Origin of the sequence: Bacillus basilensis (genome assembly GCF_050630465.1) — a bacterium.
GTDB classification, from domain to species: domain Bacteria; phylum Bacillota; class Bacilli; order Bacillales; family Bacillaceae_G; genus Bacillus_A; species Bacillus_A basilensis.
The window spans coordinates 511,659-527,281 of record NZ_JBNTQO010000002.1 but is presented as its reverse complement, the minus strand read 5'-3'; the positions used below and the strand labels follow the sequence as shown (position 1 = coordinate 527,281).

The 15,623-nt window shown below is 36.7% G+C and carries 12 protein-coding genes and 1 riboswitch; all 12 genes read right to left on the bottom strand.

Annotated elements, in window-relative coordinates:
- Window positions 1-147: 147 nt before the first annotated feature.
- The 12 genes from ACQVV1_RS06170 to asd all read right to left on the bottom strand — a co-directional run bounded on the left by ACQVV1_RS06170 (window position 148) and on the right by asd (window position 15,524).
- Window positions 148-1,107, bottom strand: coding sequence for an ABC transporter permease (locus tag ACQVV1_RS06170; protein WP_000008857.1), 960 nt, complete (start codon window positions 1,105-1,107; stop codon window positions 148-150).
- Complete coding sequence (locus ACQVV1_RS06165) at window positions 1,108-2,166, bottom strand: ABC transporter permease (RefSeq protein ID WP_060631955.1); 1,059 nt, start codon at window positions 2,164-2,166, stop codon at window positions 1,108-1,110. It abuts the gene before it with no gap.
- Entirely contained in the window at window positions 2,159-3,691 is a 1,533-nt protein-coding gene (locus tag ACQVV1_RS06160; RefSeq protein ID WP_242252007.1) for an ABC transporter ATP-binding protein, read from the bottom strand. The genes ACQVV1_RS06165 and ACQVV1_RS06160 overlap by 8 nt, the downstream gene beginning before the upstream one ends.
- A 117-nt stretch (window positions 3,692-3,808) precedes the next feature.
- Window positions 3,809-4,885: a BMP family lipoprotein gene (locus tag ACQVV1_RS06155; protein ID WP_242252008.1), complete on the bottom strand. Its 1,077-nt coding sequence runs from the start codon at window positions 4,883-4,885 to the stop codon at window positions 3,809-3,811.
- A gap of 90 nt (window positions 4,886-4,975) precedes the next feature.
- A complete protein-coding gene (locus ACQVV1_RS06150; protein ID WP_000114176.1) occupies window positions 4,976-5,701 on the bottom strand; it encodes a GntR family transcriptional regulator in 726 nt (241 codons plus the stop codon).
- 232 nt (window positions 5,702-5,933) lie between these two features.
- Window positions 5,934-6,035, bottom strand: a riboswitch (purine riboswitch).
- A gap of 203 nt (window positions 6,036-6,238) precedes the next feature.
- Window positions 6,239-8,620: a DNA translocase FtsK gene (locus tag ACQVV1_RS06145; protein WP_063221062.1), complete on the bottom strand. Its 2,382-nt coding sequence runs from the start codon at window positions 8,618-8,620 to the stop codon at window positions 6,239-6,241.
- A gap of 211 nt (window positions 8,621-8,831) precedes the next feature.
- Entirely contained in the window at window positions 8,832-9,035 is a 204-nt protein-coding gene (locus ACQVV1_RS06140) for a YlzJ-like family protein (protein ID WP_063221063.1), read from the bottom strand.
- A complete protein-coding gene (gene tepA / locus ACQVV1_RS06135; protein WP_060631960.1) occupies window positions 9,032-9,781 on the bottom strand; it encodes a translocation-enhancing protein TepA in 750 nt (249 codons plus the stop codon). The genes ACQVV1_RS06140 and tepA overlap by 4 nt, the downstream gene beginning before the upstream one ends.
- A gap of 104 nt (window positions 9,782-9,885) precedes the next feature.
- Entirely contained in the window at window positions 9,886-11,556 is a 1,671-nt protein-coding gene (locus ACQVV1_RS06130) for a ribonuclease J (RefSeq protein ID WP_063221064.1), read from the bottom strand.
- 775 nt (window positions 11,557-12,331) lie between these two features.
- Window positions 12,332-13,210: a 4-hydroxy-tetrahydrodipicolinate synthase gene (gene dapA / locus ACQVV1_RS06125; RefSeq protein ID WP_000564761.1), complete on the bottom strand. Its 879-nt coding sequence runs from the start codon at window positions 13,208-13,210 to the stop codon at window positions 12,332-12,334.
- A gap of 11 nt (window positions 13,211-13,221) precedes the next feature.
- Entirely contained in the window at window positions 13,222-14,454 is a 1,233-nt protein-coding gene (gene dapG, locus ACQVV1_RS06120; protein ID WP_063221065.1) for an aspartate kinase, read from the bottom strand.
- A 23-nt stretch (window positions 14,455-14,477) separates the two neighbouring features.
- Window positions 14,478-15,524: an aspartate-semialdehyde dehydrogenase gene (gene asd, locus ACQVV1_RS06115; protein ID WP_063221066.1), complete on the bottom strand. Its 1,047-nt coding sequence runs from the start codon at window positions 15,522-15,524 to the stop codon at window positions 14,478-14,480.
- Window positions 15,525-15,623 lie beyond the last annotated feature (99 nt).

Here is a 15,623-nt window from a genome sequence, read left to right as displayed (position 1 = left end):
TTAGAAATGAAAAATCAACTTTTCTTCCTCACTATACTTACATTAGCCCCTTTCTAAAAACTGTAATATGTAAGGAACATAGTAAAATTCCGTATTAAATATAGTCTATGTAAAAAAGCCCGCACTAATGTGCGAGCTTTTTTATACTTATCGTTTTCCTTTTTCATAAGGAGTTCCTAATGCTTTCGGAGCTTCAGAACGACCTACAAAACCAACAAGTGCTAATATTGTGAATACATACGGTAATATTGTTAATAAAACACTCGGAATTTGATCTAATACAGGAATTGTCCCACCTGTTACACTTAATGATTGCGCAAAACCAAAGAATAGCGCTGCACCTAATGCACCTAGTGGATTCCACTTCCCAAAAATCATAGCAGCTAAAGCTAGGAAACCTTGTCCTGTAATAGTTGCCCCTGAGAAGTTATTAGAAATTGACATTGCAAAAATCGCTCCACCAATTCCAGCAAACACTCCCGATATACAAACTCCGATATAGCGCATTTTATATACGTTAATCCCCATCGTGTCCGCTGCCATTGGGTGTTCACCAACAGCACGCAATCGAAGACCGAACGGTGTTTTATAAATAACATACCAAACAACGAATGCTAAAATAATGGCAATATACGACGTTATTGGTACGTTTGAGAAGAATATTTTTCCTAAAACCGGAATATCCGAAAGGCCTGGAATGTCAATCTTTTCAATACGATACTGAATAAAGTCAGTTTGCCCTTTATCAAAAATCTTCTTAATTGCAAATACTGTTAAACCAAGAGATAAGAAGTTAATCGCTACACCACTTACAACTTGATCCGCTCGAAATGTAATAGAAGCTACCGCATGAAGTAATGCAAATAACCCACTACCAATTGCCGCAAATAATAACGCAATCCAAGGAGTCATCGTTCCCCAAGTATCACCCATTAATAAGTTTGTAACAACTCCAATAAATGCACCAAATAGCATTAGTCCTTCTAATCCTATATTTACAACACCCGATCGTTCACTAAATACACCACCTAGTGCTGTAAAAATTATAGGTGCTGATGTATATAACGTACCCGTCACAAGAATGGCTAATATATCTAAAAAGCTCATTTATTTCCCCTCCTTGCTCATGCGTGTAAGCGCCCATCTTAACACATAACTACATGCAACAAAGAAGATGATACATGCAATAATTACGTTAATAAGCTCTGATGGTACATCTGCCTCAAAGTTCATTTGAGGGGAAGCACTTTTTAAACCACCAAATAATAAAGCTGAAAGGATAATACCAAACGGATTGTTCCCTCCAAGTAAGGCTACAGCTATCCCGTCAAATCCTACTCCTGTAAACGAAGACATTGCTGTCATACTTTGGAATGTTCCTAATCCTTCCATCGCGCCACCAATTCCCGCAAATGCACCAGCAATTGTCATGGAGAATACTACATTACGAGAAACTTTCATACCTGCATATTGAGAAGCATGTTGATTAAAACCTACCGACTTTAATTCATAACCTAAAGTTGTTCGATCTAATAAGAACCACATTAAGATAGCTACTAAAATAGCCACAATAATTCCCCAGTGAAGGCGTGAACCATCAGTAATAGAAGCAAGCCAGTCTGAAGATAATGACGCACTCTCTTTAATATCGTATGTTTTATCATTACCCTCATGTAAAAAGCGCTTAATGATGTCATATGTTACATATAATGCGATATAGTTCATCATAATTGTTACAATAACCTCATTAACTTGAAACTTGCCTTTTAAATATCCAGGAATGAATCCCCATATTCCGCCCACTAATGCTGCAAATAAAATAGATAATGGAATGTGAAGAACAGCTGGTAGCGAAACTGCATAACCGAACCAAACCGCTGCAAGCCAACCAACTAACAATTGACCTTCTACTCCGATATTAAATAAACCTGTACGAAATGCAAACGCCACCGATAAGCCAGCAAGAATAAGCGGTATCATTGTACGAAGCGTTTCACCAATTGCACTTGAACTGCCGAACATTCCTGTCCAAAGTGCACTATAACCAACAATTGGGTCATAGCCACTAACTAGCATTACAATTGCTCCGACAAGTAAGCCGAAAATAACGGATAGTACTGGGACTAAAATATTTATCGTTCGTTCTGTTAAAAGTTTTTTAGCCATTTGTACCCACCTGCTCCTTCTTTGTTCCTCCAGCCATTAACAACCCAAGCTGTTGTTCATTCGTTTCTTTCGCATCAACAATTGCTACGATTTTCCCTTCATAAATAACAGCAATTCGGTCACTAACATTTAAGATTTCATCTAACTCTAGTGATAAAAGTAATACTCCTTTTCCTTTATCCCTTTGCTCTATTAATCTCTTATGAATAAATTCAATTGCTCCTACATCTAAACCACGTGTTGGCTGTGCCGCAATTAACAAGTCAGGATCACGGTCCACTTCACGTGCAATAATTGCTTTTTGTTGATTCCCCCCAGATAAAGCGCGTGCTAACGTTTGCTCACTAGGTGTACGTACATCAAACTGTTCAATAAGCGCCTTTGCTTTTTCTGTAATTTTACTGAAATTTAAAATCCCTTTCTTTGAAAACGGATTTTTATAGTACGTTTGCAGCACTATATTATCTCTAACAGAAAAGTCAAGAACGAGGCCGTGTTTATGACGATCTTCTGGAATATGACCAATTCCTTCTTCTGTTATTCTTCTAACAGGCCAATTTGTTATTTCTTTTCCTTTAATTGCAATAGAACCTGACTCAACTTTTCGTAAACCAGTAATTGCTTCTATTAATTCACTTTGTCCATTTCCATCAATCCCTGCAATTCCAACAATTTCTCCCGCACGAACAGTTAAGTCAAGGCCTTTTACAGCAGGTAGTTGGCGTGCATCTTGAACAACAAGATTTGCAATTGAAAGTACCTCTTCTTTTGGCTTCGCGTCTATTTTTTCTGTTTTAAAATTCACTTGACGTCCGACCATTAATTCTGCAAGTTTATTTTCATTCGTATTTGCAACGTCAACCGTTCCAATCCCTTTTCCTTTACGAATAATCGTACAACGATCGCAAACTTCCATAATTTCTTTCAACTTATGTGTAATAAGAACAATAGATTTCCCTTCTTGTACAAGCTTTTTCATAATTTGAATTAGCTCATGAATTTCTTGCGGTGTTAACACAGCTGTCGGCTCATCAAATATTAAAATTTCTGCCCCACGGTAAAGTGTTTTTAAAATTTCAACACGCTGTTGCATACCAACTGAAATATCCTGTATTTTCGCATATGGATCTACAGCTAAACCGTATTGTTCAGACAATTCCTGAATTTCTTTAGCAGCTTCGTCAACAGCAATTTTCCCTTTTTTCTTCGGCTCATTTCCGAGAATAATATTCTCTGTAACTGTAAAATTATGAACAAGCATAAAGTGCTGATGAACCATTCCAATACCAAGGTCATTTGCCACATTCGGATTGGTAATGTTTACAGGCTTTCCTTTAATTTTAATTTCACCTTGTTCTGGTTGGTACAAACCAAATAGTACATTCATCAATGTGGATTTCCCTGCACCATTTTCTCCAAGTAAAGCATGTATTTCTCCTTGCTTTACTTGCAGCGTAATGTCATCATTCGCTACAATGCCTGGGAATACTTTCGTAATGTTATTCATCTCAATTACGTATTCCATTGTGTTCCTCCTTTTAACAGGGAACATTCCCTATTACACTATTAACTTATTAAGCAATTTGGAAGTTTTATACATACAAAGGTTAGTTCTATGAACTAACCTTTGCTATTTCTCTATTTATTTTTTTAGAGAAGCTTCATATTCTTTATACTCTTTATCTGTAGCTGGTACTTTAATTTCACCATCTGTAATTTTCTTTTCAAACTCTCCTACTTTTGTTAAGATTTCAGGGTTAACTTTTTTCACGTTGTCAGTTGTTTTTGCAATACCAACACCGTCATCTTTTAAGCCAAACGCTTCTATTTTACCGCCTTTTAATTTACCGTCTTTTGCTTCTTGTGCTACTTTTTCAACAGCGATATCTACACGTTTTACCATTGAAGTTAATGTTACGTTTTCAGGCATACCTTCTTGGTTTTGGTCACGGTCAACACCAATTACCCAAACATTTTCACCTTTTTTCTTACGGTTTTTCGCTTCAGTGAACACGCCGTTACCTGTACCACCAGCAGCATGATAAATTACATCTACACCTTGACCATACATTGCTGATGCAAGAACTGTACCTTTTTCAGGTTTATCAAATGCTTCCGCATATTCAGATACAATTTCAATGTTTGGATTTACTGCCTTTGCACCAGCTTTAAATCCATTTTCGAATTTACTAATTAAATCACTCTTCATTCCACCAACAAATCCTACTTTATTTGATTTTGTTGACATAGCTGCTACTGCACCTACAAGGAATGATCCTTCATGATCTTTAAATGTAATACTTGTTACGTTCGGTGCATCTACAACCGTATCAACGATTGCGAATTGTTGTTTTGGAGATTCTTTTGCAACTTCTTTAATTGCACCTTCTAATTTATAACCAATTCCGAAAGATAAATCATACTTATCTTTTGAAAATTTCTTTAAGTTTGGAATATAATCTGCTTCTTTTTCAGACTGTAGGTAACGATAATTTGTCTTTTCTTTTAATCCATTATCTTTACCAAACTTTTTTAATCCTTCCCAAGAAGATTGGTTGAATGATTTGTCATCAACGCCCCCAACATCTGTAACCATACCAACCTTAAACTCTTTATCTTCTTTCTTGTCACTGCTCGCCTTATCCGAGTTACCACATGCACCTAACACCGTGCTTGCTGCTAATGTTAATGATAATAAAAGACCTGTTTTTTTCTTCATACTAGAAACCCCTCCTGAAATGATTTATCTATTTTTTTATACGCTGCTGTCCCTAACTTCTTGCTGTCACCTCCCTAAAAAGGAACTCACCTACATACGTTTTCTTAGTACGTGGAAGCTAAACTTGTCAGCTCTAAAGTAATTGATAGAATATAAGATTGGCTCATCATTTTGATCATAGTGCATTTGTTTTAATACTAGCAGTGCTGTTTCTGGCTCACATTCTAAAATCGGTGAGATTTTCGGGTGATAACCAATTGGCTCAATATGAGCAACCGCATATGTTATGCGCTTATGCGTGTTATTATGTATCACCGTTAGTAATGATTCTTCATTGTATCCCGATAAATCCGGCAATATTTCTTTTGCAAGTTTATCGATACAATATACAACAGGTTCCCCATCTGCTGTACGTACACGCTCAATCATCACTGCATTAAAACCATCTTCACTATTAAACTTCTCTTTTTCTTCTTCTGTTAAACTTGTTGTAGATGATGATAAAAAGATAGTTCCTGGTGTTTTCCCCACACTAGAAATCATATCTGTAATACTAGAAAGTTGTTCAATTCCAGAAGAAAATAACGGCTTGGCATTTACAAATGTTCCTACACCATGTCTACGAATGACAACATTTTCTTCTTCTAAAATACGCAGCGCTTCCCTTAAAGTCGCTCTACTTACGCCAAGTTCTTTCGCTAAATCAAACTCTGATGGTAGCTTCTGTCTTTCTTTGTAAGCTCCATCTTTAATTTTTTCTTTGATGTGATCAATCACCCGTAAATATAGGTGACGACTATCGGATTTTACTGACATAAGACTCCCCCGCATTTCAATTATTCGACCTCTGATGTAAGACTTCTTTTCTCTTTTTTCAACTTACAAAATAATAAAATTACTCAATACTAAAAATAATCATAATTGCCGAATAAATATTAATAATTTTTTAAGATTAAATTTTCACTCTTTACTGCATAAAAAAAACTTTGCACCATAAACATTCCTCATTTCGAGAAAAAGTTCGGCACAAAGATCTCTTACATCCTTTGTTACACACTTTTCCCCTCATAGTCCAGCAATTCATGGTTGCCAGGTAGAAACTTATGGACCTTATCTCCAAGATTATATGAGGCAGTGATTCTTTTCGAAGTAATCTTACCACTTGCTCCCATACGTGTCAACAAAATTTAACATTTTTCTACATTAAATATCGAACGTTCATAAAAAACCACACCAAAGTATTCGTATTCTAAAGAATCACTTTAAATGTAAGCCCTTTCTTTGCCGCTGGATATAGTATATAACAAAACCAGCATATAAAAAAGCCTAATTGTAAAAACAATTAGGCTTTTTTTATGAACTTTTTTCTTGTACATCATTAATGAGCACTTCTCGTGGTTTACTACCTTCATACGGACCTACTACACCATTCATTTCCATTGCATCAATTAAACGGGCAGCCCGCGTATAACCAACTCTAAACCTACGTTGTAACATAGAAACAGATGCTGTTTGCATTTCCACTACGAGCTGAACTGCTTCATCATATAAATCATCTTCTACTTCCTGCTTTGTATCAGGAACATCTTGCGGAATCATATCTTCTTGATATTGCGCTTTTTGCTGGCCAATAACATATTCTACAACTCTCTCAACTTCATCATCTGATAAAAACGCACCTTGTACACGTACAGGCTTCGATGCACCAATTGGTATAAACAGCATATCTCCACGACCTAGTAGCTTCTCTGCACCACCGCCGTCAAGAATTGTACGAGAATCTGTTTGAGAAGATACAGCGAATGCAATACGTGATGGAATATTCGCTTTAATAACTCCCGTAATAACATCAACTGATGGACGCTGCGTTGCAATAATTAAATGAATACCAGCAGCACGAGCCATTTGCGCTAGACGCATAATCGCATCCTCTACATCAGACGAAGCAACCATCATTAAATCTGCTAACTCATCTACAATTACTACAATATACGGTAATTCCGGTTGTTTCGCTTCTGATTGACTATTATGTTCTTTAATATAGTCATTATACCCTTCAATATTACGTGTACCACTATGAGCAAATAGTTCATAACGACGTTCCATCTCACTCACAACTTTTTTCAATGCTTGTGATGCTTTTTTCGGATCAGTTACAACTGGCGTTAACAAATGAGGTACACCGTTATATACATTTAACTCTACCATTTTCGGATCAATCATCATTAATTTTACTTCATGTGGTTTTGCACGCATTAAAATACTAACAATAATACCGTTAATACATACACTCTTCCCACTACCTGTCGCACCAGCTACAAGCAAATGGGGCATTTTATTTAATCGAGCTAATACAGCTTCACCTGTAATATCTCGTCCAAGACCAATTAACAACTTCTCTTCCGGATGATTATTAGCCTTAGAATCAAGAACTTCCCTTAGTGTTACCATAGAAACTTCTGAGTTCGGAACTTCAATCCCTACAGCTGATTTCCCGGGAATTGGAGCTTCAATACGAATGTCCTTTGCAGCTAAAGCAAGCGCTAAATCATCACTTAAACTGACAATTTTACTTACTTTTACCCCCATATCAGGGTACACCTCATACTTCGTAACTGCAGGACCTCTATGTACTTTTGTTACTTTCGCTTTCACACCAAAACTTTGGAATGTACGTTCTAATTTACGAGCGTTCTCATAAATTTCCGCATTTTCATTTGTAACTTGTTTATTCTTTGGAAATTTCAATATATCAAGTGCAGGAAGCTTGTAATCTTTATTTTCTACATTTGAAAATTGCATAGGAGGCGCTTGTGTTTCCCCCTCTAGCGATTCAACGATTTTTTCTCCACGCTTTTTCTTCGGCTCTTCAATTGGCGGAGCCTCTTCGATAGACGGTGAAGTGATTAACTCTTCTTGCTCTACTTCAATTCGTTTATCCTCTTCTTCATTTACAGGATAATTCTCAGTGAAATTTGAAATAATTGGAGGATCAATTGAGATTTCTTCCATCGGCTCAATAATTTCTTCTTGTTCTGCAGCACGTTTGCTCCTTGTGCTTCTTGTTGTTTTTTTCTTTTCTGTTTGTTCAGCCGTTCTTTTGGCTCTCCAATCTTTATAATCCCCTTGCATCACTTGAAATTGACTTCTAAGAATTCTACCAACTGGAGCTAACACTTCTCCAATATGCTTATTTGTTATACAAAGTATACCGAGAATAACTAAAATAATACCAATGATATAAGCTCCTACTTCGTCAAATAAGAAGTAACATGTAGCAAACATAAGCGCACCAAACATGCCACCACCTAAATGAACACTATCTGGTCCTTTTTTCATTTCAAGAAAGAAATTATCTTTCGTACTCACAATAACAGAAGTATTTTGCACTGCCCCGTCTTTCGTAAGAAGGTTAAATAATGTAATATGGCTAAACATTAATATCGCCAATACTATTAAATAAAAACCGATTAACCGTTTATTTAATAGATTCGGCCATCCACGTTTTATAACGAACGAAACGGATAAAGCTATTACACCTAACACACCAATTATGTACCACTCACCAAAGAAGAAGCGAAAAAATAACACAAACGATTTCCCTACAACACCTAGCTGTAAAATCGTAATGATTGAAAGTGCAAAAAGAGTTAAACCGACGATTTCATAATACAAAGTTGGCTTTATCGTACGTCTTGCCTTTGCCTTCGTCCCTCTTTGCTTTTGTTTTGCCATTTCTTCACCTCGTGTTCTACATATAAGTAAAGCCCCCTAAAAAACTCCACCTATATGTCCGTTTTCTCTATTTTTTCAGGTCTTTATATCTTCTATTTTTACACTTCTTGTAAAATGTTAAATAAACAGAAGAAAGCAGCCCTCTCATGGCTGCTCAACCGTCTTGTTTTTTATATTATACCATAGCTTCTACACAAAATCCTTCTTTTTGCTAAAAGGTTATTTGCTGGCCAGGCTCAAACTCTAAGTAGTGAAGCGGGTCCGTACTTAACACCCGCACAATCGAATAACTCCCACGTTCTTCTTCAGAAACCATTAATTCAACACCGTTTATATTTACGATTTTTTGACTTTCACATTGTGAATAATCGGCTGGATACACGAGTTGCTCTGGCATAATTGTATATAAAATCATTGTAACATTGTCCCTTCTGCACTATCATTCCCGCGAGCATCTATTAATTCGTTTAATTTTCGAATCGCATTTCCAATACCACCGACATCATCTATAAGACCATACTTCACTGCATCTCCACCAATTACATTCGTACCAATATCTCGCGTTAGATTCCCTTTCGCAAACATAAGCTCTTTAAAACGATCTTCCGTCACTTTCGAATGCTTCGTCACAAATCGAATGACTCTTTCTTGCATTTTATCTAAATACTCAAATGTTTGCGGTACACCTATAACAAGACCTGTTAGACGAATAGGATGAATTGTCATCGTCGCAGTTTCTGCAATAAATGAATAGTCCGTAGAAACGGCTATTGGTACCCCGATAGAATGCCCTCCACCCAGAACAAGTGATACCGTTGGCTTTGAAAGCGAAGCGACCATCTCAGAAATTGCTAGCCCTGCTTCAACGTCACCTCCGACCGTGTTTAATATTAAAAGCAAGCCTTCAATTTTCGGATTTTGTTCTATCGCAACAATTTGCGGAATAATATGCTCATATTTTGTTGTTTTATTTTGCGGCGGCAACTGAACATGACCTTCCACCTGTCCAATGATTGTTAAACAATGAATACGCGATTCATTCATTTGTGGTACATTCGTTTGTCCAAGCTGTTGAATTTTTTCCACTAATGAAGCTTCTTTCCCACCTTCTTTCGGCTCAGCCTCTTTCTCTTCATTTGTATAACGATCACGTTCTGTCATATCGCATCCCCTTTCACTCGTATATAACTATTATTTCTTAAGTTATAAATTTCATTCGATAGAGTGAAAAAAGAAAAAAAGATCACCCGTAAAGGTGACCTTTTTTATACTTCCATAATAATCGGTAAAATCATAGGCTTTCTCTTCGTCTCTTCGTACAAGAATTGCCCTAATAATTCACGAATATTTTGTTTTAACATAGACCATTCAATTGAATATTCTTTAATTGATTGCTCAACAATCATACGTACAATCTCTGTAGATCTGTCAATTAACGCTTCTGATTCACGAACATATACAAAGCCACGTGAAATGATTTCTGGACCAGAGATAATTTTCTTTTCATCTTTACCAAGTGTTACAACAACTACTAATATTCCATCTTGAGATAACATTTTTCTATCTCGAAGAACGATATTACCAACGTCACCTACACCTAGTCCATCAATTAAAACATTACCAGCTTGCACTTTGCCAACTAAGTTTGCTTCATCGTCACCAAAAGCAATTACATCGCCTTTTTCTACGATAAAGATATTTTCTCTTGCAATACCTACATCTTCAGCTAAATATGCATGTGCTTTTTGCATACGAAACTCACCATGTACGGGTACAAAATATTTCGGTTTCATTAAATTTAACATTAGTTTTAATTCTTCTTGGCTACCGTGACCTGAAACGTGAACTTTTCTTTCACCGTAATAAACAACCTCAGCTCCAGCTCTAAATAACAAGTCAATAATTTTCGATACAGATATTTCATTACCCGGAATTGGAGAAGCCGCAATAATAACCGTATCACCTTTACGAATTGAAATTTGTTTATGAGCTTGCTTTGCCATTCTAGAAAGGGCTGCCATCGGTTCACCTTGGCTACCTGTCGTTAAAATAGCTACCTTTTTCTCTGGGAAATTGTCTACTTCTTGTAGTGAAATAACCATACCCTCTGGAACATCTAAATAACCAAGACGTCTTGCGATATCTACCACTTTTACCATACTACGTCCTACAACCGCTACTTTTCGTCCTGTTTCAGCAGCTGCATCAAATACTTGTTGAATACGATGTACATTCGATGCAAATGAAGCAACAATAATACGTCCTTCTGCTCCGTAGAACACTTTAGAAATTTCTACACCAACTTCTTTTTCAGAACCTGTATAGCCTGGACGCTCAGCATTTGTACTATCAGATAGTAAGCATAGTACGCCTTCATTTCCGATTTGCGCCATTTTTCCAAGGTCCGCTCCATTATTTCCAATTGGAGTTTGATCGAATTTAAAGTCTCCCGTATATACGATAGCACCTTTTGATGTATGGAAACAAACACCAACAGAATCTGGAATACTATGTGTCGTTCCAAAGAATGACACCGTTGTAGTATTAAACTCTACTGTTGAATTTGAATCGATTGTTTTTAAGTCTACGCGGCCTAACATACCCGCTTCGCCAAGTTTTTCTTGTATAAGCCCTACTGTTAATTTCGTTGCATACACTGGAATAGATAATTTACGAAGTACGTAAACAATACCACCAATATGATCTTCATGACCGTGAGTAATAAATAAACCTTTTACTCGCTCTTGATTTTCCACTAAATATGTAATATCAGGAATAACGATATCAATTCCAAACATTTCATCTCCCGGGAACATTAATCCTGCATCTACAATAAAGATTTCAGAATCAATTTCAACACAGTACATGTTTTTCCCGATTTCACCTACTCCACCAAGAGCAAATACTTTAACAGACTCATTCTCTTTTCTCTTCATGTTGTTGCCTGGTTTAAAAATCTTTCAAACACTGATTTCACTAAAATTGCAGAGACACCAGGGGAAACTCTACAACCACCATATATTCACCGTCCAAGACGAATGTCCTTACCGTTATGCGATATCATGTCCTTGTTTATTTTTTAAACCAGGTTTCACCTCTCTTTCATTATATAAATCAAATATCTTATTCGATATGATATGAAAATGTAATCAAATTATAATTTTTTACCAATTTTGCTAAGCATACCCGTACTAAGCTACTTAGCCATATTATACCTGATACAAGAAATAGAACACAAGTTAAATCGTGCGAAAGAAAAAGTAAAAGAACGGAATTACAACAAAAGTATCAAACATATTTCCTTTATGTTTACTTCGATTTTATACTTCATATTATTTTGAAGAAATATCCATAAATACTAAATTAATTTCATAATATGGATTTTCAAGACTTATTTTTCTAGAATCGAACAAAAACACTTACAAAATGTAGTTTTTGTTCGATTCCCGTCACATTTGAGGCAATTTCTGCAATAAACAAAATCGATAGTTTATTACGTTTATACAAATGTTTATTCTAAAATAACTATGATTTTTTGCTTCCTTTAAAGGGGTACGATTATTTTCTTATACATGTTGCAATACATAATGAAGAAGCGGCTAAACAGGTGCATAATATAGATTTTATAAGAAGACATATAGATGAGAATAGAGAGGAAAAGATTTTCATACCAATAAAAAATGACCTAGTTCTACACTAGGTCATTTTTTATTAACGAGGGATAGATTGCATAACAGATTGTAACGTTACTCTTTCTTCTTCTGTTAATGGAAGAAGCGGTAAACGTACAGAACCTACATCTAATCCAACCATTTGTAACGCTGTTTTTACTGGAGTTGGGCTTGGCGCCATAAATAATGAATCCGTTACTCTTACAAGTAATTGATGTAATTTTTGCGCCTTCTTAAATTCTCCTGCTTGGAATGCCGCAATCATTTCTTGCATTTCATTTCCGATAACATGAGATGCTACAGAAACGATACCTTTCGCTCCAACTGCCATAGCTGGTAACGTTAAACCATCATCACCGCTGTATACTGCAAAGTCGTCCGCTGTTTTTTCAATGATTTCTGTCATTGTTAACACATCGCCGCCTGCATCCTTAATCGCAACAATGTTTTCTATTTCTGATAAACGAACAACTGTATCAACGGAGATTTGTACAATAGATCGTCCTGGAACGTTATATAGCATAACCGGAAGCGGCGTGCTTTCAGCAATTGCTTTAAAGTGCTGATACATTCCTTCTTGGCTCGGTTTGTTATAATACGGTGCTACTAGCATTACTGCATCAACACCAACCTCTGTTGCCTTTTTAGTTAAGTCAATAGAAGCATGCGTATTATTGCTACCTGTTCCAGCGATTACGGGCACCCTTTTATCGACAACAGATACGACATGGCGATATAACGCTACTTTTTCTTCTGAAGTTAATGTAGGAGATTCTCCTGTCGTTCCTCCTACCACGATTGCTGTTGTACCGTTATCTATTAAATAATTTACCAATTTCGTTGTCTTTGCAAAATCGATATTTCCGTTTATATCAAACGGTGTTACCATCGCGGTTGCAATTGTCCCAAAATCTATCATGGTCTCACTCCTTATTGTTCCAGTTGCTTTTCTTTTGAAAGCTCAAACGCACTATGTAATGCATTTACAGCTTCCACTAAATCAGTTTCTTTTACAAGAACCCAAATTGTCGTATGGCTATCTGCAGATTGCAGAATTTGAACACCTTTTTCCGCTAAAGCTGTAACGATTTTCGCAGTAACCCCTGGGTATCCTGCCATTCCAGCTCCTACAATAGATACTTTTGCACAATGCTCTGTCACAATTGGCTCATATCCAAGGTTCTGTAATAATTCAACTGCACGATTTGATACATTATCACTCACCGTATAAGCTACCCCAGTAGGTGAAATGTTAATTAAATCGACACTTATTCCTTCATTCGCCATTTCTTTAAACACATGCTGCTGCAAATCAAATGCTGTTTCTTTTGCAAGCACTTTAATTTGCGTTACGTTTGATACGTGAGCAATACCTGTAACAGGGCGTTCTTCTACATCACGGCCTTTTGTAGCACCGTCAGATGCTGAAATAAGCGTACCTTCACTATCAGAATACGTAGAACGTACACGAAGCGGTACTTTAGCATGCATCGCAATTTCCACTGCCCGTGGATGAACAACTTTTGCACCTTGATATGCCATGTTACAGATTTCGTTATACGTTACTGTTTGAAGATGACGTGCATCTTTTACGATACGAGGATCCGCAGTCATAACACCTTCTACATCTGTAAAGATATCGATATATTCAGCATGAAGCGCAACACCTAAAGCTGAAGCTGAAGTATCGCTACCACCGCGTCCAAGTGTTGTCGTATCACCTTTTTTCGTTTGCCCTTGGAATCCTGTAACGACGATTACATCTACATTTTCTAACTCTTCATGTATACGATCGCAATTCATTTCAATAATCTTAGCATTCGTAAAATCAGCATTTGTTACAAAACCAGCTTGTGCACCATTGAACGCTGCCGCTTTTATACCGTTCTCATTTAACATATTAGAGAAGACGATTGCTGAGATTAATTCTCCGCATGATAATAATAAATCTTGCTCACGATTAGAAATGTGAGATTCCTCTTGATTTACAAGACTTAACAAAGTATCAGTTGCATATGGTTCACCTTTACGGCCCATAGCAGATACGACAGTAACTACTTTATAACCCGCATCTAGCGATTTTTTTATATGATGAAGCGCATGCTTACGTCCATTTTCATCACGTACGGATGTGCCACCAAATTTTTGAACAATAATTTTCATATTTTGCACCTTCTCTTAGCCGTTTACACTAATTGTAATTTTACTAAGCGCTCTGCAATTTGAACAGAATTCCATGCAGCGCCTTTTAATAAGTTATCAGATACGACCCAAAGATGGAATCCTTTATCGTTATTTAAATCTTTACGGATTCTTCCAACGAATACTTCGTTTTTACCTACTGCAGTAGCTGGCATTGGATATAACTGCTCTGCTGGGTTATCTTGCAGAACGATACCTTCCGCATTTGCAAGTAAGCTCTTTAATTCTTCTACTGTTACGCCTTCTTTTTCTACTTCGATGTAAACAGACTCAGAGTGACCTGATACAACTGGTAAACGTACACATGTTGCCGCTACTTCTAATTCAGGCATATGCATAATTTTTTTCGTTTCATTAATCATTTTCATTTCTTCAAACGTAAATCCATTATCTTGGAACTTATCAATCTGCGGAATCGCGTTGAAAGCAATTTGGAAATGTTTCTTATCACCTGATACAGGTAAAACATTCGCCTTCACTTCTTCGCCATTTAAGATTGCTTGTGATTGTTCATGAAGTTCTTCAATCGCTGCCGCACCAGCACCTGATACAGCTTGATATGTGGAAACGATTACTCGTTTTAAACCATATTGCTGACGAACTGGCTCAAGAGCTACTACCATTTGAATTGTAGAACAGTTTGGATTTGCAATGATACCATTATGTTCTTTTAAGTCGTTTTCATTTACTTCAGGTACAACAAGTGGCACGTTTTCTGTCATACGGAATGCACTTGTATTATCAACAACAATCGCACCGCGCTTTGCTGCTTCTGGCGCTAATTGTTTTGATACAGATCCACCAGCACTAAATAGTGCGATATCTACTCCTTCAAAACTTTCAGGAGTTGCCTCTTGAACTGTAAATTCTTCGCCTTTAAATACAAGTTTCTTACCTGCAGATCGTTTAGATGAAAGTAACGTTAACTTCCCGATTGGAAATTCTCGTTTCTCTAAAGTATTTAACATTTGTTCACCAACTGCGCCGGTTGCTCCAACTACAGCGACATGAAAAGTTTTTTGCTTTTCCATCACTATGCCCCTTTCTAGATACCAATCCTTCTATAACTTAGAATTAGAAGGAGTATAGAATACCCCTTCTAATCTTAATAACGTTAATTTTATCATATT